Genomic DNA, 26557 nt, shown 5'->3' with positions numbered 1-26557 from the left:
GGAACAGGCCGAGCGCCTGCGCCTCGATACACTTCGTGAATATCGGATCATGGATACCGATCCCGAGGAAGCGTTCGACCGCGTGACCAAAATGGTCGCCGACCTTTATGATGCACCGATCGCGCTGGTTTCGCTGGTCGATGATTGTCGGCAATGGTTCAAATCCTCTTATGGCCTTGATGCCGCCGAAACACCTCGCGACATCAGCTTTTGCCAATATGTGATCGCCGACGACAAGCCGGTGGTGATCGCCGACGTCCTGGGCGATGCGCGCTTTCGCGACAATCCGCTGGTGACCGGCGACCCGTTCATTCGCTTTTACGCGGGGGTGCCGCTGCGCGCCTATAACGGGGCGATATTGGGCACATTATGTGTGATCGATCGCAAGGAACGCTCCCTGTTGAACGATCGCGAGCTGGAGCGGCTCGAAGATTTCGCGGCGATCATCATGGCCGAAGCCGACCTGCGGCGCATCGTTGCGCAGCGCGACGAGGCGCGGCAGACGCTCGAACGGGCGCTCGATTTTTCGGGTATCGCGACGTGGCGTTATGATACGCGGACCGGATCGATCGAATGGGGCGGCGCCGTCGCCGAATTGTGGGGCGCCGATTTCGCCACTGCGCTGGTCGATATCGAAGGCTTCTGGGAACGGTTGCTGCCCGACGATCGCGACATGGTGCGCGGTGTGCTGGGCGGCTCGGTCGAAAGCGGCAGCCATTATGCGACCGAGTATCGCATCCAGCACCCCGAACGCGGGGTGCGCTGGATTGCGGTCCGCGCCGATTGGGACGTCAACACCACCGACGCGATCTTGACCGGGATCAGCATCGACATCACCGAACAGAAAAGCCGCCAGGAAAATGCCAATCTGCTGATGCGCGAACTGCATCACCGGATGCGCAATTTGTTCGCGACGGTCAGTGCGATCATTTCGCTCACCCGCCATGCGGCCACCGACGTCGACGATTATGTCGAGCGGATCACCGGTCGCCTCGACGCGCTTAATCGCGCCCAGAACGTCCTGCTCGGAGCCAATTTCATGACCGGGTCGATGCACGCGCTGCTGCGCGAGGTCGAAGCGGCCTTTCCGCGCATCCGCTGGTCGGGACCCGATCTCCTGCTCCCCGAAAACGCCCTCGTCGCGATGGCATTGGTGTTCAACGAACTGGCGACCAATGCGGTCAAGCATGGCGCGCTGTCGGGCGCCGCCGGCAACGTCGATATTCAATGGACGCAGGATGCAGAAGGCAGCGATCCGCGGCTGTTCCGGCTCACCTGGACCGAAACCGGCAATCATGGCCCGATCGGCCCGCCCGAAAAAACCAGCTTTGGCACGCTGTTGATGGAACGCAGCGTCCGCAACAATCTGGGCGGGACGATCGAGCGACACTGGAAACCGACGGGGCTGGTCCTCGAAATCACCTTGCCGGCGCGCTGGCGCGACGCCTGAGCGCGGCGATGTGATTTGTTCCTGTTATGTTCCTATGCTATGTGTAGGAAATGTCTGGAAAAGCGATTCTCGAAAAACTCGGCATTTTGGCCGACGCCGCCAAATATGACGCGTCGTGCGCGTCGTCGGGAACGGTGAAACGCGATTCGACCGGCACCAAAGGCATCGGGTCGACCGAAGGCATGGGCATCTGCCACAGCTATGCCCCCGACGGGCGCTGCATCTCGCTGCTCAAGATATTGCTCACCAATTTCTGTATTTACGATTGCCGGTTTTGCATCAACCGCGCGTCGAGCAATGTGCCGCGCGCGCGGTTCAGTCCGCAAGAAGTGGTGCGGCTGACCCTCGATTTTTACAAGCGCAATTATATCGAGGGATTGTTCCTGTCGTCGGGGATCATCCGCTCCGAAGATTATACGATGGAGCAGCTGGTCGAGGTCGCGCGCATCCTGCGCGAGGAGCATCGCTTCGGCGGCTATATCCATTTGAAAACAATTGCGGGGGCCGATCCGGGCCTGATCGCGCTCGCGGGTCTTTATGCCGACCGGTTGTCGACCAATGTCGAATTGCCGACCGAGGCGGGGCTGTCGAGCTTTGCGCCCGAGAAAAAGCCCGCAACGATCCGCAAGACGATGGCATCGGTGCGCGTCGGGGCCGACGATGCGATCGAGGCGGCGACAGGGCGGTTGCTCAAAAAGGCGAAACCGCCCCGCTTTGCGCCGGCGGGGCAATCGACCCAGATGATCGTCGGCGCCGACGGATCGCGCGACGACGACATTCTCGCGACCGCGACGAACCTCTATTCGGGCTATCGCCTACGCCGCGTCTATTATTCGGCGTACAGCCCGATCCCGGATGCGAGCAGCGACCTGCCGCCGGTGCGCCCGCCACTGATGCGCGAGCATCGGCTGTATCAGGCCGACTGGCTGCTGCGCTTCTACGGCTTCGAACGCGCCGAGATCATGGAGGGCGCAAACGGGGGTATGCTCGACCTGGCGATCGACCCCAAGCTTGCGTGGGCGCTCCAGCGGCGCGAAGCATTTCCGGTCGACATCAACCGCGCCCCGCGCGAGATGCTGCTGCGCGTGCCGGGGCTGGGGACGCGCGCGGTCGACCGGATCGTCGCGGCGCGGCGGCTGGGGAAACTCAGGCTGGGCGATCTCGCCAAATTGACCGCCTCGGTGAAAAAGCTGTTGCCGTTCATCGTCACCCCCGACTGGCGGCCGGGTTCGCTGACCGACAGCGCCAGCCTGCGCGAGCGCTTTGCGCCGCCCGCCGAGCAATTGTCGCTGGCGCTATGAGAGAGGTCGTGCTGGCCCATCCCGGCGATTTCGCCGAATGGCGCGACGCGGCGCGCGGGCTGCTCGCGGGCGGGGTGGCGCCCGAGGATGTGAGCTGGCGCAGCGCCGACGAGGGCGCGTCGCTGTTTGGCGGCACGGCGCCCTTGGCGGCGCCCGGCACCGTGGCGCTGCCGCGCGAATTGCTCGCGATGGCGGATCGCGTCATCTGCCACCGCGATGCCGCGGTTCCCGCCCGGCTCTACCGCATCGTCTGGCGCGCGGCGCGCGACCTGCAGCTGCTGGCGCGGCGCACCGACCCCGACATTGATTGGCTGCGCAAGGCCGACAAGGCGATCCGGCGCGACGTCCACAAGATGCACGCCTTCGTGCGCTTCCGGCGGCTGGGGGAGGACGCGGGCCGCGAATCCTTTGCGGCGTGGTTCGAGCCCGATCACCGCATTTTGCGGCTCACCGCGCCTTTCTTTCAGCGGCGCTTTTACGGCATGGATTGGGCGATTGTGACCCCCGATGCGCGGGCAATCTGGCACAAGGAGGCGCTGGTCTATGGCGCGGGCGGCACGAAGGACGAGGTGCCGGACAGCGACGTCGTCGAGGATCAATGGCGCACCTATTATGGCGCCATCTTCAACCCTGCGCGGGTCAAGGTCGACGCGATGCGCGCCGAAATGCCCAAGAAATATTGGAAGAACCTGCCCGAGGCGCGGGACATTGCGCCGCTGCTGGCTGCGGCCGAGGCGCGGGTGGAACGGATGCGCGAGGCCGCCGTTTCCATGGCCAACCCCTTGACCGACAAATGGCGGACGCGCGTGGCCGATGAACTGCTCCTCGACGATGACATCCAGACGCTGGCCGACGTCGCGCGCGCGGTCGATCGCTGCAATCGCTGTCCGATCCGGTGCAACGCGACGCAGGGGGTCGCGGGTGAGGGGCCAGCGGACGCACAGATCATGCTCGTCGGCGAGCAGCCCGGCGATCAGGAGGATCTGCAGGGGCGTCCCTTTGTCGGACCGGCGGGGCAGGCGCTGGACCAGGCGCTGGCGGAAGCGGGGCTCGACCGCAAGCGATTGTTCCTCACCAATGCGGTCAAGCATTTCAAATATGAACCGCGCGGCAAGCGGCGGCTGCATCAGAACCCCACCGCGGGGGAGATCGACATCTGCCGCTGGTGGCTCGACAAGGAACGCGCGCTCGTGCAGCCCAAGCTGATCGTCACGCTGGGCGGCAGCGCGCTGCGCGGGGTCATGGGCAAAAACATGAGCGTCACGTCGATGCGCGGGGCGGTGCATGAACTGGCGGGGGGTGCGAAGCTGGTCGCGACAATTCATCCCTCCTTCCTGCTTCGCCTGCCCGATCGGACGCGCGCCGCGGAGGAGCGGGCGATGTTCGTCGCCGATCTCGCGCAGGCCCGGGCACTCGCCGCCTGATGGCCAAAACCAAGCCCTGGCTCGAACCGCATCCGCACGGGCTCTATGTGAAGCCCGCCGACCTGTGGATCGATCCCTCGCACCCCGTCGAACGCGCTGCGGTGACGCACGGCCACGCCGACCATGCGCGCAGCGGCCACGGCGCGGTGTTCGCGACCCCCGAAACGCTGGCGATCATGGCGCTGCGCTATGGCGTCGATGTCGGGGCAAGCCATAATCAGGCGTTCGCCTATGGCGACGGGTTCGAGCGCGGCGGCGTGCGCTTCAGCTTCCATCCCGCCGGGCACGTGCTGGGCAGCGCGCAGATATTGATGGAATATGCTGGCGAGCGCATTGTCATCACCGGCGATTACAAGCGCCGTGCCGACCCGACCTGCGCCGCGTTCGAGGTCGTACCGTGCGACATCTTCATCACCGAGGCGACCTTTGGCCTGCCGGTGTTCCGCCACCCCGCGACGGGGCAGGAGATCGCCAAGCTGATCGGCGCGGTGCGCGCCGAGCCCGATCGGTCGGTGCTCGTCGGCGCCTATGCGCTGGGCAAGGCGCAACGCGTGATTGCGGAGCTCCGCGCGGCGGGGTGGGACGCGCCGATCTTCATCCATGGCGCGCTCGAAAAAATGTGCGCGCTCTATGCCGCGCACGGCATCGATCTCGGCGAACTCAGACTGGTGAGCGAAACCGACAAGGCCGACATGGCGGGGCAGATCGTCGTCGCTCCGCCCTCGGCGCTGAACGACCGCTGGTCCCGGCGGCTGCCCGATCCGGTGACTGCGATGGCGTCGGGCTGGATGCGGGTGCGCCAGCGCGCGCGGCAACGGATGGTCGAGCTGCCGCTCGTGATTTCGGACCATGCCGACTGGGACGAGCTGACGACGACGATTTCGCAGGTGAACCCCAAGGAGACGTGGATCACGCATGGTAGCGAAGACGGCCTGCTGCGCTGGTGCGAGCTGCATCAGCGCAAAGCGCGCGCGCTACATATGGTCGGCCGCGATCTGGAGGAAGAGGCGTGAAGGCGTTCGCGGCCCTGATCGATCGGCTGATCTACACGCGCTCGCGCAACAGCAAGCTGGCGCTGATCGTCGATTATCTGCGCCACACGTCTGACCCGGATCGTGGGTGGGCGATCGCGGCGCTGACCGAAAGCCTCGATTTTCCGGCAGTGAAGTCGGCGATGGTTCGGGCGCTCTTGGCGACGCGGGTCGACGAGGAATTGTTCCGGCTGTCGCGGCATTTCGTGGGGGATACGGCGGAGACGGCGGCGCTGCTGTGGCCGGAGTCCATTCACCCCTCCCCTTCAGGGGAGGGGCCGGGGGTGGGGGCCATCGGCCTTGCGCAAGGCATCGAGCCCCCACCCCCAACCCCTCCCCTGAAGGGGAGGGGCTTAAGCGTCTCCGCCGCCGTCGACGCCCTCTCCGCCGCCACCCGCGCCACCGCCCCCGCGATCCTCGCCTCGCTCCTCGACCGCCTCGACGCCGACGGCCGCTATGCCTTGCTCAAGCTCGCGCTCGGCGGGATGCGCGTCGGGGTGTCGGCGCGGCTCGCGAAACAGGCGTTTGCGCAGGCGTTCGACGTGGCGGTCGACGATGTCGAGGAGCTGTGGCACGCGATCCCGCCGCCCTATGCCCCGCTTTTTGCCTGGGGTGAGGGCAGGGCGGAGCGCCCCGACCTTGCCGACGTGGCCTTCTTCCGCCCGTTCATGCTCGCGCATCCGCTCGAGGACGGAACGGTCGATCTCGCCGTTTATGCCGCCGAGTGGAAATGGGACGGCATCCGCGTCCAAATCGTGCGCGGCGGTGCCGAAACGCGCATCTACAGCCGCGGCGGCGAGGAGATCAGCGCCGCCTTTCCCGAACTGGTCGCGGCCTTCGATCAGGATGCGGTGATCGACGGCGAACTGCTGGTGCGCGGCGAGGTGCAGGGCGGCGAAGCGGCAAGCTTCAACGCGCTGCAACAAAGGCTCGGGCGCAAGACGGTGTCCAAGAAGATGCTCGCCGACTATCCGGCGTTTGTCCGCGTCTATGACCTGCTCGCCGTGGACGGGAACGATCTGCGCCCGCTGCCGTGGACCGAGCGGCGTCGGCAATTGGAGGGCTTCGTACCGCGCCTCGCCGCCAGCCATTTCGACCTGTCGCAGGTGATCGAGGCGACCGACTTCGACGATCTCGCCGCGCGCCGCGCGGGCGCGCGCGACGCCGCGATCGAGGGGGTGATGCTCAAGCGCCGCGATGCGCCTTATGTCGCGGGTCGCCGCGCCGGGCTGTGGTATAAATGGAAACGCGACCCGCTCACCGCCGATTGCGTGATGATGTACGCCCAGCGCGGCAACGGGCGGCGTGCAAGCTTCTATTCGGACTATACTTTCGGCTGCTGGAGCGACGATGGCGAGCTGCTCCCGGTCGGCAAGGCCTATTCGGGCTTCACCGACGAGGAGCTGAAATGGCTCGACAAATTCGTGCGCGACAACACGCTGAACCGCTTCGGCCCGGTGCGCGAGGTCGAAAAGTCGCTGGTGCTCGAGGTCGCCTTCGATTCGATCCACGCGTCGAATCGCCACAAGTCGGGGCTCGCGATGCGCTTCCCGCGTATCTCGCGCATCAGGCGGGACAAGCCCGCCGAGGAGGCGGATCGGATCGCGACGTTGCTGGCGATGGTGACGTGATGTCTCCCCTCCCTGTAAGGGAGGGGCTGGGGGTGGGTAGGCGGCAAAGCAAGAACGCCCGCGGCGACCCACCCCTAACCCCTCCCTTTCAGGGAGGGGGATTCATGCGAAAATTTCCCCACGCAAACCTTGCAACCCGCCACCCCGATACCGAGTTTAAACCATCATCCCCTCTGATAAACATAATGGAGACTGCCATGACGATCGCTCATCCGCCCCTGCCGTACGCTCAGGATGCGCTGGAGCCGCATATCTCGGCCGACACGCTGGCGACGCACCATGGCAAGCATCACAAGGCCTATGTCGACAAGACCAACGCCGCGATCGAGGGCACCGAACTTGCCGACAAGAGCATTGAGGAAATCATCCACCACGCCGAAGGGTCGGGCAACAAGGGGCTGTTCAACAACAGTGCGCAGTCGTGGAACCACGCCTTTTACTGGGAAAGCCTGAGCCCGGCCAAGACCGAACCCAAGGGCGACCTCGCCGCCGCGATCGACCGCGATTTCGGTTCGCTCGACGGACTCAAAAAGAAGTTGAAGGAAACCGCGGTCAACCATTTCGCGTCGGGCTGGGCGTGGCTGGTGTCGCGCGACGGCACGCTGTCGGTCACCGACACGCATGATGCGGGAACCGAGCTGACCGCGGGCATCAAGCCTTTGCTCGTGATCGACGTGTGGGAACATGCCTATTACATCGACCGCAAGAATCTGCGCCCCGCCTATGTCGATGCGGTGGTTGACGAACTGCTCAACTGGGATTTCGCGGCGGAGAATTTCGCGCGCGACACGACCTGGACCTATCCGGCCTGACCCGAAAATCCTCCCTGCGGCGAAGCCGTGGGGAGGGGGACCGTCGCCGCAGGCGATGGTGGAGGGGCAGAGACGGTAGCGTTATCGCCCCTCCGTCAGCGCTTCGCGCTGCCACCTCCCCATCGCTTCGCGACAGGGAGGATTTCGCGGATGCCGTAACGAAATTTGAACTGGTATCTATCGTGATGACGGTGCCGCCTCTATAGGCGCCGTCATGACGATCAGCCTGTTCGAACTCTTCAAAATCGGTGTCGGTCCTTCCAGCTCGCACACGGTCGGGCCGATGGTCGCGGCGCGGCGTTTCACCGTGTGGCTCGACGAGTCCGAACTGCTCACGAAGACGGCGCATGTCGAGGCCGACCTCTACGGCTCGCTCGCGCTGACCGGCAAGGGGCACGCCGCCGACACCGCGGTGGTGGCGGGGCTCGCGGGCGAAATTCCCGCCTCGACCAGCCTTGCCGCGATCACCGCGCATTGGGACCGTGCGACGAACGAAGGCTTTCTCTACCTGCTCGGCCGCCAGCGGGTGCGCTTCCAGCCGGCGCGCGACCTGCATTTCCAGATGCGCCAGCGCCAGCCCTTCCACAGCAATGCGTTGAGCTTCACCGCGCGCGACAGCGACGGCGAGATTTTGGCGAAGCGCATGTATTTCTCGATCGGCGGCGGCTTCGTCGTCGACGAGGATGAGGCGGGGCGCAACAGCCGCGGCGCCGAGGACGAGGTCGAGCTTCCCCACGCCTTCACCTCGGGCGCCGACCTGCTGGCCATGGGCACGGCGGCGGGCAAGAGCTTTGCCGAAATGATGCTCGAAAACGAGCTCGTCCACCGCAGCCTCGACGAAGTGAACGCCGGACTCGATGCCATCGCCGCGGCGATGGACGCCTCGATCGACGCCGGTTGCTGCAGCACCGGAATCCTGCCCGGCGGGCTGAAGGTCAAGCGCCGCGCGCCGCAGATCGCCGCCGACATCCGCGAACGGCATGAAGCGAATCTGTCCGACCCGATGGCGATGATGGACTGGATCAACCTGTGGGCGATGGCGGTGAATGAGGAAAATGCCGCGGGCGGCAAGGTCGTCACCGCGCCCACCAACGGCGCCGCGGGGATCATCCCGGCGGTGATCCGCTATTACAAGCGCAGCTATCGCGGCGATGCGGCGGGGGTGCGGACCTTCCTGCTCGCCGCGGGCGCGGTCGGCGCGCTCTACAAGCGCAACGCCAGCATCTCGGGCGCCGAGGTCGGCTGCCAGGGCGAAGTCGGCGTCGCCTGTTCGATGGCGGCGGCGGGGCTGACCGCGGCATTGGGCGGCACCAACGCGCAGGTCGAAAATGCCGCCGAGATCGGCATGGAGCACAACCTCGGCCTCACCTGCGATCCGATCGGCGGACTCGTCCAGATCCCGTGCATCGAGCGCAACGCGATGGGCGCGATCAAGGCGATCGACGCGAGCCGCATCGCGATGATCGGCGACGGCACGCATGTCGTCAGCCTCGACACCGTGATCGCGACGATGCTGCAGACGGGCCGCGACATGCGCGACAAATATAAGGAAACGTCGAAGGGCGGGCTGGCGGTTAGTGTGGTGGAGTGTTGAGGGAGCAATAAAGGCCAACGCGGATTTGTTGCTGAAGACTGCGATTGACACGGGCGTTGTTTCCCGCTTGGCTTGCGACGAAGATTGAGCATTTAAAGGTGATGACTTGCGTGATTTTGAAACGCTTGGACAGTACCATGATTGCTGGGCATCGGTTCTAGCTTATGCGCCTGATGGCTTTCGCAACGTTCTTTCGGGTGAATTGGTAGCTGATCAACAGAGGGCCTTGCATGGCGCCTTTGACGAGCTTCGTGCTGGATTCCATTTCGCACGCCGAAAGTTGAGAGACAAACGCCTGACTGCGGTAGCTGCCGAACTCATTACCATGTCACTGGAAGCGTATTTGGCCGGCGAAAAGAAGACAGCCGCACATACGTTGCAGGAATGCGAGGGGCTCATTTGGCCAAGCATGCGGCTCCCAGTAAAATATGCCATCGAGGCAGAGCGGCGGGTGTTTGGCGAGAATGTGTTATATGCAGGTCTCGTCGCCTCGCCATTTCCATACGAAGGTTCTGCCGCTGACCTTGGTTCCGATCAGGAAGCATTGCTTTCGTTGGCTATGAATTGGAGCCGGTTATATCAGGAGCAGGGAAAGGAATTCAAATACTTCTCTTGGGTTATGGATTTAGACGGTGATGTCTATCGGACTTCATTCGATCCAAGAGAAGATGAGCACGTCGTTCTCAAGCCTGTGCAGCGTTCGTGGGGTTTCAAACGCCTTTCCGAGTTGGGTGGCTCCGGCCAAATTCGGGCATGCGTCTTGATGCAGATGATGGCGCCACAAGGGGATGGATTGGTTGTCTATGATCTTGAGCAGCAGGGACGACCGCGCGTCAGCGCGCGGCAGTTATTCAAGCGCTGGGCGGTAGGTGGTATCGAGTACGAGCGGATGCGTTTCCACCTTGAAGACCCGCAAATTATCGTCAGCTAATCCACCCAATTGGGTTGCGCCACCGCCTTAACGCCCCCGGCAATTCCTCGCGAAATTTGTCGATCAGCAGCCGCACCTTCGGCAGCAGATGGCGCCGCCGCGGATAAGACCGCCCAGATCGGTTCTTCCTGCGGCCGCAGCGGGTCGACGAGCGAGAGCGCGCGCCGCTTTGCAGACGCGGCATCACATGGAAATCGGGAGGCTGGCAGGCGCCAGCGTTTCACCACCTTCGTCACCCTGAACTCGTTTCAGGGTCCATGGCCTGCCATTTCCTTCGGCGCCGCGTTTTTTGTTTCACACAAAGACACAAAGCCACGAAGATGTCGCGCCGACCGCGAAGCGGCTTGCCCCTGCAACGGTGCGCCAGTCGCGCCGTTGATGGAGGAATGGGCCTGTCGGCCCAAGCCCACGTCTTCGTGCCTTTGTGTCTTTGTGTGAAAAATATCTGGCGCCGCCCCAAGCGGCTGGAGTCGGGCCGTGGATGCTGAAACGCGTTCAGCATGACGAAAATGATGGGCTGGCGCTCAACTCCAACGAACGGACGCGTGCCGAAAATAGCGCTTTCCTACATTATTTCGCTGTGTCAGCCTGCAATTTCGGCACATTGACCGCCGGTATTCGCGCTAGCGCTTAAAGCCACAAAGGACACAATATTGACGCGCACATGCGGGGCTTTTGTGGCTTTAGGGGCGAAGCAGCGCCGTCAATCCTCCCTGTCGCGCAGCGATGGGGAGGTGGCAGCGGCGCAGCCGCTGACGGAGGGGCCTTTGGCGCGAGCGTCGCGGCCCCTCCACCACGCCCTGCGGGCGCGGTCCCCCTCCCCATGGCCTTCGGTCACGGGGAGGATCAGTATCTTGCATTGCCGCCCCATTTGCCTGATTGGGACGCCCGAGAAGGAGACCCGCCATGAAGACCCGCGCCGCCGTTGCGTTCGAAGTGAAGAAGCCGCTCGAAATCGTCGAACTCGACTTGGAAGGCCCGAAGGCGGGCGAGGTGCTGGTCGAGATCATGGCGACGGGCATCTGCCACACCGACGCTTACACGCTCGACGGGTTCGACAGCGAGGGCATCTTCCCGAGCGTGCTGGGGCATGAGGGCGCGGGCGTGGTGCGCGAGGTCGGCGTGGGCGTCACCAGCGTGAAGCCTGGCGACCATGTGATCCCGCTCTACACGCCGGAATGCCGCCAGTGCAAAAGCTGCCTTTCGGGCAAGACCAACCTCTGCACCGCGATCCGCGCGACGCAGGGCAAGGGGCTGATGCCCGACGGCACGACGCGCTTTTCGTACAAGGGCCAGCCGATCTTCCACTATATGGGTTGCTCGACCTTCTCGAACTTCACCGTGCTGCCCGAGATCGCGGTCGCGAAGATCCGCGAGGACGCGTCCTTCCAGAGCGCGTGCTATATCGGCTGCGGCGTGACCACCGGCGTCGGCGCGGTGACCAACACGGCCAAGGTCCAGGTCGGCGACAATGTGGTGGTGTTCGGGCTTGGCGGGATCGGGCTCAACGTGCTCCAAGGCGCGCGGCTCGCGGGCGCCAACAAGATCATCGGCGTCGACATCAACCCCGATCGCGAAGAATGGGGCCGCAAGTTCGGCATGACCGAGTTCCTGAACTCGAAGGGCATGAGCCGCGAGGATGTCGTCGCGGCGATCGTCCAGATGACCGACGGCGGTGCCGATTACACCTTCGACGCGACGGGCAATACCGAGGTGATGCGGATCGCACTCGAAGCGTGCCATCGCGGCTGGGGCACCTCGATCATCATCGGCGTTGCCGAGGCGGGCAAGGAGATCGCGACGCGGCCGTTCCAGCTCGTGACCGGCCGAAACTGGCGCGGCACCGCCTTCGGCGGCGCCAAGGGCCGCACCGACGTGCCGAAGATCGTCGACATGTATATGACCGGCAAGATCGAGATCGACCCGATGATCACCCACGTCATGGGGCTGGAAGAGATCAACAAGGGCTTCGACCTGATGCATGCGGGTGAGAGCATCCGTTCGGTGGTAGTCTTCTAACCCTTATTTTCCGTTCGCCCCGAGCTTGTCGGAGGGCCGCTCTTGCTTCATGCGGCGGCCAAGGAAAGAACGGTGCTTCGACAGGCTCAGCACGAGCGGTTGTGGGGGTGCGCCGAGGGAGGAAGAATTTGACCGGACCCTATGTCCTGACCTTCAGCTGCGTCGACGCGGTGGGGATCGTGGCCGCAGTCACCGGGCTGCTCGCGGAGCGCGACGGCTTCATCCTCGACAGCCAGCAATATGCCGACCTCGATTCGGGGCGCTTTTTCATGCGCGTCGAATTTCGCGGCGCGGGGTCGCGCTTTCCCGAGGGGCTGGCGGGGGTGCAGGCAGCCTTCGCCCCGATCGTCGAGCGTTTTCAGATGGACGCGCGGATCAGCGATAGCGCCGCAAAACCGCGCTTCGTGATCGCGGTGTCGCAGGGCAGCCATTGCCTCAACGACCTGCTCCACCGCTGGTCGACGGGCAATCTCGCGATCGACATCGTCGCCGTGGTGTCGAACCACGAACATCAGCGGCGGCTGAGCGAATGGCATGGCGTTCCGTTCCACCATTTCCCGGTCAGCGACGTCAATCGCGCCGACCAGGAAGCGCGCATCCTCGACCTGATGGCGCGCAGCGGCGCCGAATATCTGGTGCTGGCGCGCTATATGCAGGTGCTCTCGTCCGACCTCTCGGCGAAGCTCGCGGGGCGCTGCATCAACATCCACCACAGCTTCCTGCCCGGTTTCAAGGGTGCCAAGCCCTATCACCGGGCGCAGGAACGCGGGGTCAAGCTGATCGGTGCGACCGCGCATTTCGTCACCAGCGATCTCGACGAAGGGCCGATCATCGAGCAGGCGGTCGAGCGTGTCGATCACCGCGACAGCGTCGAGGATCTCATCCGCATCGGCCGCGATGTCGAGGCGCAGGTGCTGGCCAAGGCGGTACGCTGGGTCGCCGAACAGCGCGTGTTGATCGACGGACGCAAGACGGTGGTCTTCCGCTGACAAGGCTGGCACAAGATCGGTATCGATTCGCAACGAAAAAGGGAGAGAGCGGTGTATAGTCACAATATGGTCGGCACGAACGACGTCGCGAAAGCGAAGGCATTCTACGATGCGACCTTCCAGGCGATCGGCGGCAAGCCGGGGATCGAGGACGACAAGGGCCGCCTGATCTATATGCACAATGGCGGCCTGTTCTTGGTCACCCCGCCGATCAACGGCGAGCCCGCAACGGCGGGCAACGGCTGCACCATCGGTTTCGCGATGGAGGACGAGGCGCAGGCGAAGGCATGGCACGACGCCGGCGTCGCGGCGGGCGGCACCAGCATCGAAGACCCGCCGGGTGTGCGCGAAGGCGGCTTTGGCAAGCTCTACCTCGCCTATCTGCGCGATCCCGACGGCAACAAGCTGTGCGCGCTGAAGCGTCTGTAAACCGCAGCTGAAAGATTGACGATGCGCGGAGAAGCGGGATTGCTGGCGGACCTGAAGGCGCTGGGAATCCCCTTCACCGCGTATGAGCATGACGCGGTGTTTACCGTTGCCGAAAGCGATGCAGTGAACGCCGCGATCCCGGGCGCGCATACCAAGAATCTGTTTCTGAAGGACAATGGCGGGGCGTATTGGCTCGTGACCGTGCCGTCGGTCGCGCGCGTCGACCTGAAAGCTCTGCCGCCGGCAATCGGCAGCAAGCGGCTAAGCTTTGGTAAGGCCGAGGACATGGCGCGTTTGCTGGGCATCGTACCGGGATCGGTGACGCCGCTCGCCGCGATCAATGCCGCGCCGGGAAGCATCACCGTCGTCATTGACGCCAGCCTGGCGCGGGCGGCTGCGGTCGGCGTCCACCCGCTCCGCAACACCGCGACCTTTGCACTGGCGGGCGGTGCGATACTGGACCTGCTGCGCCATTGGGGGCATGGTCCGCTGATCGCTGCCATCCCCGTTCAGGACAATTTATGACGCTAGAGACGCTATCAACCGTTCGCAGCCATGGCGGCACGCAAGGCGTGTACAAACATGCGAGCACGACCACCGGCACCGACATGACCTTTGCGGTCTTCGTTCCCGACCATGCGCCGGGCACCAAGCTGCCGGTGCTCTGGTATCTGTCGGGGCTGACCTGCACCCACGCCAATGTGATGGAGAAGGGCGAATATCGCGCCGCCTGCGCCGAGCATGGCGTGATCTTCATCGCCCCCGACACATCGCCGCGCGGAGAGGGCGTTCCCGATGATCCAGAGGGCGCGTGGGATTTCGGGCTGGGTGCTGGGTTCTACGTCGACGCGACCGAGGAACCATGGGCGAAACATTACCGGATGCGATCCTATGTCGAGGACGAGCTGCCCTCGCTGATCCTGCGCAATTTCCCGAGCGCCGACCTGACGCGGCAGGGCATCACCGGCCACTCGATGGGCGGGCATGGCGCGCTGACCATCGGGTTGCGCAATCAGGATCGTTTCCGCTCGGTGTCGGCCTTTTCGCCGATCGTCGCGCCGACGCAATGTCCGTGGGGCGAGAAGGCGCTGGGCCTTTATCTTGGTGACAACCGCGAGGAGTGGCAGGCGTATGACGCCTGTGCGCTGCTCGATCAGGGGCTGCGCGTCCCCGACCTGCTCGTCGATCAGGGCGACGCCGATAATTTCCTAATCGAACAGCTGAGGACCGAATTGCTGGTCGAGGCGTGCGAGCGCAACGGGCAGAAGGCCGCGATCCGGATGCAGCCGGAATATGACCACAGCTATTATTTCATCTCGACCTTCATGGCCGAGCATGTCGCATGGCATGCGGAGCGGTTGAAGCACTAAGGGCAGCTTAAAAGGCCGTTCGTGTCGAGCGAAGTCGAGACACGCTGCGTCCTTGCAGTCGTTTGCACGGTGTCTCGACTTCGCTCGACACGAACGGACACTGGGGTGGGGCGCTGAAGTCTAAGGAATCAAGAGCGTCGAACCGGTCGTCCGTCCGGCCTCCAGATCGGCATGCGCCCTTGCCGCATCCTGCAATGAATAGCGCTGCCCCACCGTGACCGCCACCGCGCCGCTTTCGATCATCTCGAACACGCGGGCCGCGCCCGCGGCGCGCTCGCCGGGGAGGTGGTAATAATCGAACAAAGTCGGGCGGGTGACGAACTGCGAGCCATGCTGCGCGAGGACGCCAAGGTTGACGCCGGTCACCGGCCCGCCGGCATTGCCATAGCTGACGATCAGCCCGCGCCGCGCGGTGGCCTTCAGCGATACGTCCCATGTCGCCATGCCGATGCCGTCGAAGGTGACGGGAACGCCTTGCCCGTCGGTGATTTCGCGGACGTGCGCGGCAACATCGTCGTTTTTGTAGCGGATGACATGATCGGCGCCCGCCGCGCGGGCGGCATGTTCCTTCGCTTCGGTGCTGACCGTCCCGATCACCGTGGCACCGATCGCCTTCAGCCACTGGACGAGGATCAGCCCGACCCCGCCCGCGGCGGCGTGGACCAGCACGGGCCACCTGGCCTCCACCTTGGCGCAGCGTTCCACCAGCGCCTCGACCGTGCAGGCCTTGAGCAACGCGGCGGCGGCGGTTTCGTCGTCGATGGTGGGGGGGAGCTTGAACAATGATGCCGCGCTGACCAACCTTGCGCTGGCATAAGCGGTGCGTTCAGGGCCAAAAGTCGCGGCGCGGTCGCCGGGCTGGAAGCTGTGGACGCCTTCGCCGACGGCGATCACTTCACCCGCGGATTCAAGGCCAAGTCCACCGGGCAGCTGCACAGGATAAGTGCCGTCGCGGTGGTAGATATCGATGTAGTTGAGGCCGATCGCTGTGTGACGGAGCAGCACCTGGCCGGGGCCGGGCTTGTCCAGCGTCACCTCGCGCCAGTCGATGACCTCGGGGCCGCCCTGGCTTTCGATAAAGGCTTGGGTTGCTTGCATCGGCTTGCTCCTGCTGTCCGACCCATCTGGTGGGCCGGGCAGGGGAGCGCAAGGGAAAGTCCGTCCATCAACATCGTCATTGCTAGGAGCCCCGGCCTTGATCCGGGGCGACGCGGCAATCTGGAGTGGTGCAGGGCCGCGCCGGATTGCTTCCCCCGGCTTTTGCCGGGGTCGCAATGACGGCTATTTCGACGGACGGCGCGGGCTGCGCTGGCCGAAGGGCTTGGGCTTATAGCGTTCGTTGCCGCCCGGGCCGCCGGGACCACGCGGGCCGCGCGGGCCGGCGCGGTCGCCGAAGCTGCGGTCGCCGCCAGGCGCGCGGCCCAAGGTGGCGCGCGGCGCGCGGTCGCCCGAATGGCCGCCCCCATGTCCGCCTTTATCGCGGCGCGGCGGATAGGTCGGGCCGTCGGGCGCCGGGGTGATCGACACGCCGCTGTCGTCCTCGCCATCGGCGTTGGCGCTGCGCACCACCGCCTCGGCAAAGCGATCGGCGATGCCGCGCGGGATGTTGAACATCGTTTCCTTCGGCCCGATCCGGATCGCGCCGATCTCGTTCTTGCTGACATGGCCGCGGCGGCACAGCAGCGGCAGAATCCAGCGCGGGTCGGCGTTTTGATGGCGCCCGATGTTCAGGCGGAACCAGACGCTGTCCTCAAACCCTTCGCGGCGGTCTGCGCTGCCACGGTCCGAGCGTTCGAAACGCTCGCCGCGTTCGGGACGATCACGACCGCGCGGGCCGTTGTCGATCAGATCCTCGGGCGGCGGCATCAGTGCGCGGTGCGAGCGGACCAGCGATGCGGCGATGTCTTCTGCGCTGCGCTCGGCCATCAACCGCTGCGCGAGTTCCAGATCCTCGGGTTCATGCTCCTGCGGCGTGAGCAGCTTTTCCATCAACCGTTCCTGGTCGCGCGCGCGCACATCGGCGGCGGTCGGCGCGTCCATCCATTCGGCCTCGATCCGAGCGCCGCGCAGCATGCCGTCGACGCGGCGGCGGCGGGGATAGGGGACGATGATGACCGCCGTCCCCTTTTTGCCCGCCCGGCCGGTGCGGCCCGAACGGTGCTGAAGTGCTTCGGCATCGCGGGGGATTTCGACATGGATGACTAGGCTGAGGGTCGGAAGATCGATACCGCGCGCCGCCACGTCGGTGGCGACGCATACTCTTGCCCTGCGGTCACGCAGCGCCTGCAATGCGTGGTTGCGTTCGTTCTGGCTATGCTCGCCCGACAAGGCGACGGCAGCGAAACCGCGTTCGACCAGGCTGGCGTGGAGGCGGCGGACATTGTCGCGCGTCGCGCAGAACAGCATCGCGGTTTCGGCCTCGTGCAGGCGGAGCAGGTTGATCACTGCGCCCTCGATGTCGGCCGGGGCGACGGTCACCGCCTGATAGGCGATGTCGCCATGGCCGCGATCTTCGCCGACGGTCGAGATGCGCAGCGCGTCGCGCTGATAGCGCTTGGCGAGCTGGACGATCGGTTTGGGCAGCGTCGCCGAAAACAGCAGCGTCCGGCGCGTTTCGGGGGTGCCGTCGAGGATTTCCTCCAGATCGTCGCGAAAGCCCATGTCGAGCATTTCGTCGGCCTCGTCGAGCACCGCGACGCGCAGCGCGGTGAGGTCGAGCGCGCCGCGTTCAAGGTGATCGCGCAGGCGCCCGGGGGTGCCGACGACGATCTGCACGCCCTGACCCAGCGCGCGGCGTTCCTTGCTGGCGTCCATGCCGCCAACGCAGGTCGCGATGCGCGCACCTGCCTTGCCGTAAAGCCAGCCGAGCTCGCGGCTGACCTGCATCGCGAGTTCGCGCGTCGGCGCGATGATCAGCGCCAGCGGCGAGGTTGCGAAGGGCAGGCGTCCGTCCTCGAGCAACTCGTCGGCCATCGCGAGACCGAAAGCGACGGTCTTGCCCGATCCGGTCTGCGCCGAAACGAGCAGGTCGCGGCCCTTCGCTTCGGATTCGGTGACATGGGTCTGGACGGGGGTCAGCGCTTCATAGCCGCGCGCGACGAGGGCGTCCGAAAGGACGGGCGAAAGAGTTTCGAAAGTCATTGTTATCTCAATAGCATAGGCGGCCACCGGTGCGGTGGCGGGCCAGTAGAAAGGGGCTCAATGGGCTTAAATCACCTGTCCGGCAGCGTGTCCGCTTGCCCAGGCCCATTGAAAATTATAGCCGCCTAACCACCCTGTGACATCTACGGCCTCGCCGACCGCATAGAGGTTCGGAACGGTTTTGGCCACCATTGTTTGCGACGACAGGCTGGCGGTCGAAATTCCGCCGACGGTGACCTCGGCTTTGGCAAAGCCTTCGGTACCATTTGGTCGGAAGATCCAGCGGGCGAGTTGCGATTCGGCGTCGGCCAGTTTGCGGTCGGTCTGCGCCGCGAGTTCGCCGGGGAGGGCCAGGCGCTCGGCGAGTGTTTCGGCGAGACGATCGGGGAGCATTGTGCCGAGCGCGGCGCGCAAGGTGGCGCGCGGGCGAGCGCGCTTGGCGTCGAGCAGCCAGTCTTTTGGTGCGCCGGGCAGAAAGTCGATCGTTACCGGTTCGCCGTGGCGCCAATAGCTGCTGACCTGCAGGATCGCGGGGCCGGAAAGGCCTTTGTGGGTGAAGAGGGCCGCTTCGCGGAATGCCGCCTTGCCCGCGCGCGCCTCGACCGGCGCGGCGATGCCGGAAAGCTCGCGGAACAGCACATCGTCACCGCCCAGCGTCAGCGGGACCAGCGCGGGGCGCGGTTCGACGACCTTGAGCCCGAACTGGCGGGCGAGGTCGTAGGCAAAGCCGGTGGCGCCCATCTTGGGGATCGATGGGCCGCCGGTGGCGATGACCAGTGCCTGTGCGGAAAAGCTCACCTCGCCGAACTGGACGGCGAAGTTCCCGTCCGCGTGGGTGACGTCGCGGATCGGCTGGCCGGTGCGAACTTCGACCCCGCCTTTGGCGCACTCTTCCAGCAGCATCGCGACAATCTGTTTCGCCGATCCGTCGCAGAACAGCTGGCCCAGCGTCTTTTCATGATAGGCGATGCCATGACGCTCGACGAGTGCGATGAAGTCCGCGGGCGTGTAGCGCGCAAGCGCCGATTTGGCGAAATGCGGGTTCGCCGACAGGAAGCGGTCCGGTGCGGTGTTCACATTTGTAAAGTTGCAGCGCCCGCCGCCCGAAATCAGGATCTTCTTGCCCACTGCATCGGCATGGTCGAGCAGCAGCACCCGCTTGCCGCGCTGTCCCGCGACCGCGGCGCACATCAGCCCGGCCGCGCCGGCACCCAGCACGATGGCGTCGAACCTATTAGCGGACACCCCTACCTTCCCCCTTGATGGGGGAAGGATACGCAGCCTTGCCGCGCAGCGGCTAGGCGGAGTTGGATGGGGGTGACGGTGCGTCCTTCAACCGCCATCTCAGGCCGAGAGCGCACCCCCACCGCTGCGACTAAGCGAGCAAGCTGGCAAGTCTTGCTGCCTCCCCCATCAAGGGGGAGGGTCATTTTCAGGCCGGGCGTCATTCTCGGTGCAGCTTGGCGATCGACAGGCCGTCGGCCTTCGCGCGGGTCTTCACTGATTCTTCGCTGCGGGTCAGCGCCTTCGCGATCGACTTCAGCGGCATGCCCTTTTTGGCCAGCGTGTGCAGCTTGTCGATCTCGGCCGGGGTCCACGGCTGTTTGTGGCGTTCGAACTTGTCCTTCATGCCTGCGTCTCCGGATCGGCTTCGACGGCGAGGATCTTGATGGCATCCTCGCGATCCTGAAATTCGACGCTATCACCCGCCTCAGCGCCCATCAGCGCGCGTGCGAGCGGGGCCGAAAAGGCGACGCATCCCAGCGCCGGGTCGGCTTCGTCGCCGCCGACGATAGTGACCGTCTTTTCGGCCTTGTTGAGGCGATAGGTGACGCGGCTGCCGATGCCAACGCTGCCGTCCTCGGGCAGTGCCTGCACCTCGGCGGTCGACTGACGCGTGTGAAAATAACGCAGGCGCCGCTGCAATTTCTTGCGCGCCTCTTCATCCGCAGTCTTCGCAATCTCGGTTTCAAGCCGCGCCACCTCTTCGCCGAGCAACCGAAGCCCGCGTGGGGTCACCAGATTCGGGCCGACTGCGATGGGCAGCTCGAATTCGGGTTCCTTATGATCGTCGTCGCTTTCGCGGCGAAACGCTACGCTCATGGTCTGGCTTTCCGGTGGAAGTCGCAAACATTGCCCCTGCGCGTCGAAGGTGGCGACAAAATGGCGCAGCCCACCGCGTCGGGCGTAACCTTCGGCGGGCGCCGCGCGAAACTCCTGTCGATGCCATCCCCCGCATCGCCCATTTCCCAAGGGAGTATCCATGATGTCGAATAGTCTGAAACTGTCGCTCGCCGCCTCGGCGGTCCTTGCCATGGCGGCTGGCACGCTCGCCACCCCCGCCGCCGCCGCCGATGGCGCCAAGGAAAAATGCTACGGCGTGGCATTGAAGGGCAAGAATGACTGCGCCGCCGGTCCGGGCACCAGCTGTGCCGGTACCTCGACCGTCGATTATCAGGGCAATGCCTGGAAATATGTCGCCAAGGGCAGCTGCGAAAAGATGGGCGGCACGCTGGCGGCGCACAAGGGCAACGCCAAGCCGGTCGCCAAGAAGAGCTGAGGCAAGTGCCCCCCCGCCCGCTCCGCGACTTGCCGCAGCGCGCCGGTTTCGGGCTGAAGTCCGAACATTATGCCGACGTGCTGGCGGCGGCGGAGCGGGGTCCCCTGCCCGCCTGGGTCGAAGTCCACCCCCAAAATTACTTCGGCGCAGGCGGGCCTCCGCATCGTTGGCTGACCGCGATCGCGGACCATGTTCCGCTCAGCTTTCATTCGGTCGGGCTCTCGCTGGGGTCGGCGGCGGGAGTCGATCGCGATGAGCTCGCCTCGCTCGCCGCGCTGTGCGAGCGATACGAACCGGCGATCGTTTCGGACCATTTGAGTTGGAGCAATGGGCCGGACGACAAATTCCCCGATCTGCTGCCCATCCCCTACAGCCACGCGGCGCTCGCCCATTTCGTCGGCGAGGTCGGACGGGTACAGGACCGCTTGCGGCGGCCGATGTTGATCGAAAATCCATCGCGCTACCTTGCCTATGCCGCCGACGATTGGGGCGAGGTCGATTTCCTTCACGAACTGTGCCGCCGCAGCGGTTGCGGGCTGCTGCTCGACGTCAACAATGTCGAGGTGTCGGCATTTAATCTCGGTCTGGACCCGGCGCCGTGGCTCGACGCCTTTGATCCGCGATTGGTCGGCGAGGTGCATGTTGCGGGGCATAGCCGCAAGGACGACGGCATCGGCGGGACGATCGCGATCGACGATCATGGATCGGCGGTCGGGCAAAGCTGCTGGGATTTTCTGGCTGCCTTTCTGCGCCGCGCGGGCCCAAGACCGGTGTTGGTCGAATGGGACAGCGATGTTCCCGATTATGCGACGTTGATGGGCGAGGTCGCCAAGGCCGACGCGCTGCTGGTCCGTGAGCAAGTCGATGCGTGAAGGGCAGACAGCGATCGCAGCGACGTTGCTCGGCGGCCCCGATCATTTGCCCGCCGGACTGTTCGCGGGCGATCGCGGCGCGGTGCTGCGCGGGCTCTGCGTCCATGCCAACACCATATCGCATGCGCGGCTGGTGGCGCTGGAGGACAGTTTTCCGCGCACCCGCGACCATTTGGGCGCCGCCGAATTCAACCGCGTTTCGCGTGCCTTTTTCGATAGCGGCGGTGCGCAGGGCCGCGCGCTCGCGCTGATCGGTGCGGCGTTTCCCGATTGGCTCGCCGATCCGCTCGCCGCCGATCTGGCGCGCGCCGAATGGGCGTGGCTCGAAAGTTATCACGCCGTCGACGCACCGGCGCTGGCGCTTGCCGACCTTGCTGGGATGGACGAAGCGGCGCTGCTCGGCCTTGTCGTGCGGCGCCACCCGGCGGTGCGCGTCGTTGCGCTCGCGCATCCGTCTGCGCCGCTGCTTGATCCTTGCCTGCCGCGCGGCGCCCGTGCGCTGCTGATCGCGCGGCCCGATGCCGCGGTGCGGGTCCTTGCGATCGATGCGGCCGATGCTGCCGCGCTCGATCTGGCGCACGATATTACGCCGCTCGGTAACCTCATCGCGCATCTTGCCGAAACCCATCCCGATGGCGGCGCTGCCGTCGCGGCGCTGATCGGCGCCGGTGCTTTCGAAAGGCTTGCGGAATGAACCGGGTGGTTGGACTTTATGATCGCGGCGTTGCGCTGATCGCGGGGCGGGTGCCCGAAGCGTTCGCATTGCTGTTGCTGCGGATCGCACTCGCTGGGGTGTTCTGGCGATCGGGGCACACCAAGACGGTCGAGGGCGCGTTTCTGACGATCGATCCGGTGCAATATGACCTGTTCGCGTCGGAATTTTCGGGCCTGCCGCTCGATCCCGTTATCGCGGTCCCCCTGACCACCTATGCCGAGCATATTTTCCCGGCGCTGTTGCTGCTGGGGTTGGCGACGCGATTTTCGGCGGGCGCGCTGCTGGTGATGACGCTGGTGATCCAGACGTTTATTTTTCCCGACGCCTGGTGGCCCGTCCATTCGCTGTGGGCCGCGATGGCGGCGATCCTGATCGTGCGCGGCGGCGGGCTGTTTTCGCTCGATGCGGTCATTGCTAGACTGCGGGGCAGATGAGCATCGACGAACCCTCGCTGGCGCGCCTGATGACGGCATCGCAGCGCGGCGACCGCGCCGCCTACCGCGCGCTGCTGGGCGATTCGGGAAGGTGGCTGGCGCGCTATTTCGCGCGGCGGATCGCGCCGCACCAGGTCGACGATCTGGTGCAGGAGACGTTGGTATCGATGCATCGCAAGCTTGCGACCTGGGACAACAGCCGGCCGTTCCTGCCCTGGCTGGCGGCGATCGCGCGCTATCGCTGGATCGACCTTTTGCGCCGCCAGCGCGACGAGGTCGAGCTGGGCGAGGGCGACGCGGCGGTCGGGGTCGAGGACGAGGTCGTCCACGCGCGCCTCAGCCTCGACCGCATGCTCACGCTGCTGCCCCCGGGGCAGGCGCAGGCGATCACGCTGGTCAAGATCGAGGGTGCCTCGATCGCCGAAGCGTCGCAGATCTGCGGGCAGAGCGAGGCGCTGGTGAAGGTGAATATTCATCGCGGGCTGAAAAAGCTCGCGCAATTGATTGAAAGCGAATGAGATGAGCGACGCCGCGATCGACGACCTGATCGACAATCTTGCCGACGAGCTGGAACCGGTGCGCCCGCGCCGGGTCGCGCGCGGATCGCTGTGGGTTGCCGCGGGCTGGGCTGCGGGCGCCGCAATCTTGTTCGGGCTGGGCGGGATGCGGCACGATCTGGCCGAAGGCGTCATGATGCCCCCGCTGCCGCTGCTCGCCTTCTGGTTGATCGTGGCGTTGGGTTTCGCCGCGGCGTGGAGCGCGCTGCGGATGGGATTGCCGGGGGTCGGGCGCGATTACAGCGGATGGCGCTGGGCCGGGCTGGCGGCGCTCGCTTTGCCTTTGTCGGCGCTGGTGATGGCAATGGACGATAGCCATGCGGCGCTGGAAGCGGCGCATCCCGAAAATGGCCTGCATTGCCTGATGCAGGGGGTGCTCGCGGGGCTTGGCGTCGGCGCGGCGCCGTTTGGCTGGCTGAAGCACGGCGCGCCGACGTCGCCGGAACGCGCCGGCTGGGTGGTCGGTATCGCGGCGGGCGCGGCGGGGGCGACGATCGTCGCGCTGCATTGCGCATCGAACGACATGATTCATATCGCGCTGTGGCACGGGCTCGCGGTGCTGTTGTCGGGCATTGCGGGCCGCATATTGCTGGCGCCGCTGCTGCGCTGGTAGGATCGCTGGACAGCATATCTTATGTGTGTTATACGTGTAATACACAAAGGAGATTTGCGATGCGTAACTGGACGATGGCGGCGCTGCCGCTGGCCTTGGCGATGACCGTCACCGCGTGCAGCGGCGCCGACCGCAAGGACGGCGAACGGACAGGCAAGGGCGCGGCGGCGCAGCCGGCCGATGCAGGCCCGACCACGACCCAAACCTATGCGCTGACCGGATTTACCGAGGTCAAGGTGGCCGGTCCCGACGACGTGACCATTCGCCGCGGCGATGCCTTTTCGATCAGCGCCAAGGGGCCGCAGGCGGTGCTCGACCGGCTCGAGATCGAGGTCGACGGCCCGACGCTGTCGATCGGACGCAAGCGCGAAGGTTTCAGCTTTTCGAGCCGCGAGGACAATGACGTCGAAATCACGATAACCATGCCGCGTCTGACCGGCGCGCGGCTGACCGGGTCGGGGTCGATCGATGCCGACAGCATGGACGGCGATGCGGTCGAGGCGGTGGTCACGGGTTCGGGCGACCTCAAGGTCGCGAAGCTGACCGCCAAGCGCGCCGACATCAGCGTGTCGGGATCGGGCGACATCGAAATCGGCGGCGGCACCGTCGATGCCGGCGAATATGGCGTCACCGGATCGGGTGACATCGACGCTGACGGCCTTGTCGCGCGGACGCTGGAGGTGTCGGTTACCGGATCGGGTAATGTCGAAGCGCAGGCGTCGGGCACGGCCGATGTCAGCATCCTGGGGTCGGGCGACGTGACGCTGGGCGGCGGCGCAAAATGTTCGTCGCGCGAAGTCGGATCGGGGACCGTTACCTGCAAATGATGCGGTGCTGGTACCGCCTGCCCGGACCGGGTAAGGCGGTGCCATGACCCTTGCGCTTCGAAACGCCGCACTGGCGGCCGCCGTCCTTTTGGCCATCGCCCCCGCAACGGCAGCCGAAAAACGCTTTGGCCTCACCAGCTTCGAGGCGATCGAGGTCAACGCCGACTATGTGATCGAGGTGACGACGCGCGCTCCCGTCGGTGCCGTCGCGTCCGGGCCGCAGGATGCGCTCGACCGACTGAGCCTCGAGGCGCGCGACGGACGGCTGGTGATCGGGACACGCCAGTTCGCGGGCGACGAAAAACGCCGCGCTCCGCGCGGTGCAGTGACGATCCGGATCAATGTTGCGGGTCTGCGGACGGCGACGATGGGCGGCGCGGGATCGCTCAGCATCGACCGGATGAAGGGCAATCGCGTGTCGATCGCGCTGCGCGGGCCCGGAACGGTTTCGGTCGGCGCGATCGCCACCGACCGGCTTTCGGTCGCGATGATCGGCAACGGCACGATGACGCTGGGCGGAACCGCAAAACAGGCGCAAATGACCGTGTCGGGCGCGGGGCTGTTCGACGCGGGCGCACTGGCAGTCGACATGCTGACCTTCGACGGCGAAGGCGCGGGCGAGAACCGACTGCTTGCGGTAAAGACCGCGGGAGTGACGGCGCGGGGGGTCGGCAAGACGGTGGTGCTGGGCAAGCCCGTGTGCACGGTGCGCAATGTCGGCGGCGGGTCGGTGCAGTGCGGGGCGGCGAAGTAATAGTATAGCGTGTAAAGCGGGAATGTCGGGTATCGACCGAGAGTGGACGTACGTCATTTCCTCTCTCCCCTAGCCGCAGTTGAGAGGGGGTTTGCGCGTGCTGGCGTCTGCCCCCTCACCAAGCTTCGCTAGCTCCTGACGGAGCAAGCTGCGCTATCCTCTCCCACAAGGGGAGAGGAGCTTGTGGCCGCTCCCCACCCCAAAGCTGACCTCCGGCGGCAGGCCGCTTACTGCCCCGCTGTCGCGCCCAACCCATCGATCTTCTTCGACTGGCGCATGATCAGTCCCGGGAACCAGCGCGCGAGGCGCGCCAGCCGCCTGGCCATCTTGCCGACGGTCACATGGACCTTGTCGCCGTGGACCGCCGCCCACGCCGCCTCGGCGACACGTTCGACCGGGACGATCTCGAATCCGCTCTGCGACAGGCGGTCGCGCGCGGGTTCGTTGCTGTCGGCGCTGACCTGGTCGAGCAGGGGGGTGTCGATGAAGCCTGGCATCAGTGAGCGGACCTTGATGCCATATTTCGCAAATTCGATTTCCAGCGCCTCGGTCAGCCCGCGCACCGCGAATTTGGTCGCCGAATAGACGGCCAGCCCGGCGACCCCGTAGAATCCCGATGCCGACCCGGTGTTGAGGATCGCCGATCCCGGTGTGGCGCGCAGTAGCGGGAGCGCCATATAGATGCCGTTGACGACGCCGCCGAAATTGATCGCGATCAGCCGATCGTCCTCCTCGGGCGGCATGTCGGCAAACTGGCCGCCGGTACCGATCCCGGCATTGTTGAACAGGACGTCGAGCCGGCCGCCGCTGGCGGCGGCAAATTCATCCAGCGCCGCCTTCCACTGATCACGGTCGCGCACGTCCATGACGTGGCGCGACGATGCGCCGTCGGGGAGGAGCGCGGCGGTTTCGTCGATCCCGGCGCGGTTGACGTCGGCGATGCCGACGAACCAGCCCTGCGCCGCGAAATGGCGCGCGACCGCGCGCCCGATGCCCGAACCGCCACCGGTAATGAAAATCGCCTTTCGAGCCATCCCGCCCCTCCTTACATTCTTGTCAGTCCGACAAGATGCCAAGTTGACGTGCCGGTCAAGCGACAATGA

At 65.3% G+C, this 26557-nt stretch carries 27 protein-coding genes; 21 read left to right on the top strand and 6 right to left on the bottom strand.

Features of this window, described 5'->3' with window-relative positions; translation table 11 throughout:
* The first annotated feature begins 49 nt into the window (after positions 1–49).
* The 13 genes from SPYCW_RS13055 (at position 50) to fghA (ending at position 14981) form a co-directional block, all read left to right on the top strand.
* The gene (locus SPYCW_RS13055) at positions 50–1450 is read left to right on the top strand and encodes a sensor histidine kinase (protein WP_232014711.1); all 1401 of its coding nucleotides are present in this window, start codon (positions 50–52) and stop codon (positions 1448–1450) included.
* A 50-nt stretch (positions 1451–1500) separates the two neighbouring features.
* Positions 1501–2751 carry a putative DNA modification/repair radical SAM protein gene (locus SPYCW_RS13050; RefSeq protein WP_120217128.1) on the top strand — a complete coding sequence of 417 codons (1251 nt, stop codon included), beginning with the start codon at positions 1501–1503 and terminating at the stop codon, positions 2749–2751.
* 8 nt (positions 2752–2759) lie between these two features.
* Positions 2760–4175 (top strand): UdgX family uracil-DNA binding protein, encoded by a 1416-nt coding sequence (locus tag SPYCW_RS13045; protein ID WP_232014710.1) that lies wholly within the window; start codon positions 2760–2762, stop codon positions 4173–4175.
* A complete protein-coding gene (locus tag SPYCW_RS13040) occupies positions 4175–5188 on the top strand; it encodes a ligase-associated DNA damage response exonuclease (protein WP_120217126.1) in 1014 nt (337 codons plus the stop codon). The genes SPYCW_RS13045 and SPYCW_RS13040 overlap by 1 nt, the downstream gene beginning before the upstream one ends.
* On the top strand, positions 5185–6837 hold the full coding sequence (locus SPYCW_RS13035; protein ID WP_120217125.1) for a cisplatin damage response ATP-dependent DNA ligase: 1653 nt from the start codon (positions 5185–5187) through the stop codon (positions 6835–6837). The genes SPYCW_RS13040 and SPYCW_RS13035 overlap by 4 nt, the downstream gene beginning before the upstream one ends.
* 197 nt (positions 6838–7034) lie before the next feature.
* Positions 7035–7649 (top strand): superoxide dismutase, encoded by a 615-nt coding sequence (locus SPYCW_RS13030; protein WP_120218297.1) that lies wholly within the window; start codon positions 7035–7037, stop codon positions 7647–7649.
* A 214-nt stretch (positions 7650–7863) separates the two neighbouring features.
* Positions 7864–9243, top strand: a complete 1380-nt coding sequence (locus SPYCW_RS13025) for an L-serine ammonia-lyase (protein WP_120217124.1) — start codon at positions 7864–7866, stop codon at positions 9241–9243.
* A gap of 106 nt (positions 9244–9349) precedes the next feature.
* Positions 9350–10174, top strand: coding sequence for a hypothetical protein (locus SPYCW_RS13020; RefSeq protein ID WP_145985986.1), 825 nt, complete (start codon positions 9350–9352; stop codon positions 10172–10174).
* Positions 10175–11080: 906 nt separating this feature from the next.
* Positions 11081–12193 carry an S-(hydroxymethyl)glutathione dehydrogenase/class III alcohol dehydrogenase gene (locus tag SPYCW_RS13015; protein WP_120217122.1) on the top strand — a complete coding sequence of 371 codons (1113 nt, stop codon included), beginning with the start codon at positions 11081–11083 and terminating at the stop codon, positions 12191–12193.
* 128 nt (positions 12194–12321) lie between these two features.
* Complete coding sequence (gene purU / locus SPYCW_RS13010) at positions 12322–13182, top strand: formyltetrahydrofolate deformylase (RefSeq protein WP_172595493.1); 861 nt, start codon at positions 12322–12324, stop codon at positions 13180–13182.
* 51 nt (positions 13183–13233) lie between these two features.
* Positions 13234–13611, top strand: a complete 378-nt coding sequence (locus SPYCW_RS13005; RefSeq protein WP_120217120.1) for a VOC family protein — start codon at positions 13234–13236, stop codon at positions 13609–13611.
* A gap of 21 nt (positions 13612–13632) precedes the next feature.
* The gene (locus tag SPYCW_RS13000; protein WP_120217119.1) at positions 13633–14136 is read left to right on the top strand and encodes a prolyl-tRNA synthetase associated domain-containing protein; all 504 of its coding nucleotides are present in this window, start codon (positions 13633–13635) and stop codon (positions 14134–14136) included.
* A complete protein-coding gene (gene fghA, locus SPYCW_RS12995; RefSeq protein WP_120217118.1) occupies positions 14133–14981 on the top strand; it encodes an S-formylglutathione hydrolase in 849 nt (282 codons plus the stop codon). The genes SPYCW_RS13000 and fghA overlap by 4 nt, the downstream gene beginning before the upstream one ends.
* 120 nt (positions 14982–15101) lie before the next feature.
* On the opposite strand, the gene SPYCW_RS12990 is transcribed toward fghA, so the two are convergent.
* The 5 genes from SPYCW_RS12990 to SPYCW_RS12970 all read right to left on the bottom strand — a co-directional run bounded on the left by SPYCW_RS12990 (position 15102) and on the right by SPYCW_RS12970 (position 20225).
* The gene (locus SPYCW_RS12990; protein ID WP_120217117.1) at positions 15102–16079 is read right to left on the bottom strand and encodes a quinone oxidoreductase family protein; all 978 of its coding nucleotides are present in this window, start codon (positions 16077–16079) and stop codon (positions 15102–15104) included.
* A gap of 183 nt (positions 16080–16262) precedes the next feature.
* Positions 16263–18122: a DEAD/DEAH box helicase gene (locus SPYCW_RS12985; protein WP_120217116.1), complete on the bottom strand. Its 1860-nt coding sequence runs from the start codon at positions 18120–18122 to the stop codon at positions 16263–16265.
* Positions 18123–18188: 66 nt separating this feature from the next.
* Positions 18189–19367: an NAD(P)/FAD-dependent oxidoreductase gene (locus SPYCW_RS12980; RefSeq protein WP_120217115.1), complete on the bottom strand. Its 1179-nt coding sequence runs from the start codon at positions 19365–19367 to the stop codon at positions 18189–18191.
* Positions 19368–19566: 199 nt separating this feature from the next.
* On the bottom strand, positions 19567–19752 hold the full coding sequence (locus SPYCW_RS12975; RefSeq protein ID WP_120217114.1) for a hypothetical protein: 186 nt from the start codon (positions 19750–19752) through the stop codon (positions 19567–19569).
* Positions 19749–20225, bottom strand: a complete 477-nt coding sequence (locus tag SPYCW_RS12970) for a GreA/GreB family elongation factor (RefSeq protein ID WP_120217113.1) — start codon at positions 20223–20225, stop codon at positions 19749–19751. Before SPYCW_RS12970 ends, SPYCW_RS12975 begins: the two co-directional genes overlap by 4 nt.
* A gap of 163 nt (positions 20226–20388) precedes the next feature.
* Here SPYCW_RS12970 and SPYCW_RS12965 point away from each other — a divergent pair, with 163 nt between their 5' ends.
* Genes SPYCW_RS12965 through SPYCW_RS12930 form a run of 8 tightly spaced genes read left to right on the top strand, consistent with a single transcriptional unit; the run spans position 20389 to position 25454 of the window.
* Positions 20389–20682, top strand: coding sequence for a BufA1 family periplasmic bufferin-type metallophore (locus tag SPYCW_RS12965; protein ID WP_120218296.1), 294 nt, complete (start codon positions 20389–20391; stop codon positions 20680–20682).
* Positions 20683–20687: 5 nt separating this feature from the next.
* Positions 20688–21554 (top strand): MNIO family bufferin maturase, encoded by an 867-nt coding sequence (gene bufB / locus SPYCW_RS12960; RefSeq protein ID WP_120217112.1) that lies wholly within the window; start codon positions 20688–20690, stop codon positions 21552–21554.
* Positions 21547–22248, top strand: coding sequence for an HvfC/BufC family peptide modification chaperone (locus tag SPYCW_RS12955; RefSeq protein WP_120218295.1), 702 nt, complete (start codon positions 21547–21549; stop codon positions 22246–22248). Before bufB ends, SPYCW_RS12955 begins: the two co-directional genes overlap by 8 nt.
* Complete coding sequence (locus SPYCW_RS12950) at positions 22245–22703, top strand: DoxX family protein (RefSeq protein ID WP_120217111.1); 459 nt, start codon at positions 22245–22247, stop codon at positions 22701–22703. Before SPYCW_RS12955 ends, SPYCW_RS12950 begins: the two co-directional genes overlap by 4 nt.
* Positions 22700–23221 (top strand): sigma-70 family RNA polymerase sigma factor, encoded by a 522-nt coding sequence (locus SPYCW_RS12945; RefSeq protein WP_120217110.1) that lies wholly within the window; start codon positions 22700–22702, stop codon positions 23219–23221. The genes SPYCW_RS12950 and SPYCW_RS12945 overlap by 4 nt, the downstream gene beginning before the upstream one ends.
* A gap of 1 nt (position 23222) precedes the next feature.
* Positions 23223–23873: an NrsF family protein gene (locus SPYCW_RS12940; RefSeq protein ID WP_120217109.1), complete on the top strand. Its 651-nt coding sequence runs from the start codon at positions 23223–23225 to the stop codon at positions 23871–23873.
* Between the two features lie 59 nt (positions 23874–23932).
* The gene (locus tag SPYCW_RS12935; protein ID WP_120217108.1) at positions 23933–24700 is read left to right on the top strand and encodes a head GIN domain-containing protein; all 768 of its coding nucleotides are present in this window, start codon (positions 23933–23935) and stop codon (positions 24698–24700) included.
* 43 nt (positions 24701–24743) lie between these two features.
* Entirely contained in the window at positions 24744–25454 is a 711-nt protein-coding gene (locus SPYCW_RS12930) for a head GIN domain-containing protein (RefSeq protein WP_120217107.1), read from the top strand.
* A gap of 227 nt (positions 25455–25681) precedes the next feature.
* Here the strand turns inward: SPYCW_RS12930 and SPYCW_RS12925 are convergent, their stop codons facing one another.
* Positions 25682–26488, bottom strand: coding sequence for an SDR family oxidoreductase (locus SPYCW_RS12925; protein ID WP_120217106.1), 807 nt, complete (start codon positions 26486–26488; stop codon positions 25682–25684).
* Positions 26489–26557 lie beyond the last annotated feature (69 nt).

Origin of the sequence: Sphingopyxis sp. EG6 (assembly GCF_003609815.1) — a bacterium.
In the GTDB taxonomy this organism is placed as follows: Bacteria; Pseudomonadota; Alphaproteobacteria; order Sphingomonadales; family Sphingomonadaceae; genus Sphingopyxis.
This window is presented reverse-complemented; position numbering and strand designations above follow the sequence as displayed.

What these genes read in the sequence shown, in the direction of transcription:
- SPYCW_RS12975 (WP_120217114.1), bottom strand. Translation starts at nt 19,752, where the DNA reads ATGAAGGACAAGTTCGAACGCCACAAACAGCCGTGGACCCCGGCCGAG.
- SPYCW_RS12965 (WP_120218296.1), top strand. Translation starts at nt 20,389, where the DNA reads ATGTCGAATAGTCTGAAACTGTCGCTCGCCGCCTCGGCGGTCCTTGCC.
- SPYCW_RS13040 (WP_120217126.1), top strand. Translation starts at nt 4,175, where the DNA reads ATGGCCAAAACCAAGCCCTGGCTCGAACCGCATCCGCACGGGCTCTAT.
- SPYCW_RS12930 (WP_120217107.1), top strand. Translation starts at nt 24,744, where the DNA reads ATGACCCTTGCGCTTCGAAACGCCGCACTGGCGGCCGCCGTCCTTTTG.
- SPYCW_RS12955 (WP_120218295.1), top strand. Translation starts at nt 21,547, where the DNA reads ATGCGTGAAGGGCAGACAGCGATCGCAGCGACGTTGCTCGGCGGCCCC.
- SPYCW_RS12990 (WP_120217117.1), bottom strand. Translation starts at nt 16,079, where the DNA reads ATGCAAGCAACCCAAGCCTTTATCGAAAGCCAGGGCGGCCCCGAGGTC.
- SPYCW_RS13055 (WP_232014711.1), top strand. Translation starts at nt 50, where the DNA reads ATGGATACCGATCCCGAGGAAGCGTTCGACCGCGTGACCAAAATGGTC.
- SPYCW_RS13030 (WP_120218297.1), top strand. Translation starts at nt 7,035, where the DNA reads ATGACGATCGCTCATCCGCCCCTGCCGTACGCTCAGGATGCGCTGGAG.
- SPYCW_RS13025 (WP_120217124.1), top strand. Translation starts at nt 7,864, where the DNA reads ATGACGATCAGCCTGTTCGAACTCTTCAAAATCGGTGTCGGTCCTTCC.
- SPYCW_RS12950 (WP_120217111.1), top strand. Translation starts at nt 22,245, where the DNA reads ATGAACCGGGTGGTTGGACTTTATGATCGCGGCGTTGCGCTGATCGCG.
- SPYCW_RS12970 (WP_120217113.1), bottom strand. Translation starts at nt 20,225, where the DNA reads ATGAGCGTAGCGTTTCGCCGCGAAAGCGACGACGATCATAAGGAACCC.
- SPYCW_RS12985 (WP_120217116.1), bottom strand. Translation starts at nt 18,122, where the DNA reads ATGACTTTCGAAACTCTTTCGCCCGTCCTTTCGGACGCCCTCGTCGCG.
- SPYCW_RS13015 (WP_120217122.1), top strand. Translation starts at nt 11,081, where the DNA reads ATGAAGACCCGCGCCGCCGTTGCGTTCGAAGTGAAGAAGCCGCTCGAA.
- SPYCW_RS12935 (WP_120217108.1), top strand. Translation starts at nt 23,933, where the DNA reads ATGCGTAACTGGACGATGGCGGCGCTGCCGCTGGCCTTGGCGATGACC.
- fghA (WP_120217118.1), top strand. Translation starts at nt 14,133, where the DNA reads ATGACGCTAGAGACGCTATCAACCGTTCGCAGCCATGGCGGCACGCAA.
- SPYCW_RS12925 (WP_120217106.1), bottom strand. Translation starts at nt 26,488, where the DNA reads ATGGCTCGAAAGGCGATTTTCATTACCGGTGGCGGTTCGGGCATCGGG.
- SPYCW_RS12945 (WP_120217110.1), top strand. Translation starts at nt 22,700, where the DNA reads ATGAGCATCGACGAACCCTCGCTGGCGCGCCTGATGACGGCATCGCAG.
- SPYCW_RS12940 (WP_120217109.1), top strand. Translation starts at nt 23,223, where the DNA reads ATGAGCGACGCCGCGATCGACGACCTGATCGACAATCTTGCCGACGAG.
- SPYCW_RS13000 (WP_120217119.1), top strand. Translation starts at nt 13,633, where the DNA reads ATGCGCGGAGAAGCGGGATTGCTGGCGGACCTGAAGGCGCTGGGAATC.
- SPYCW_RS13050 (WP_120217128.1), top strand. Translation starts at nt 1,501, where the DNA reads ATGTCTGGAAAAGCGATTCTCGAAAAACTCGGCATTTTGGCCGACGCC.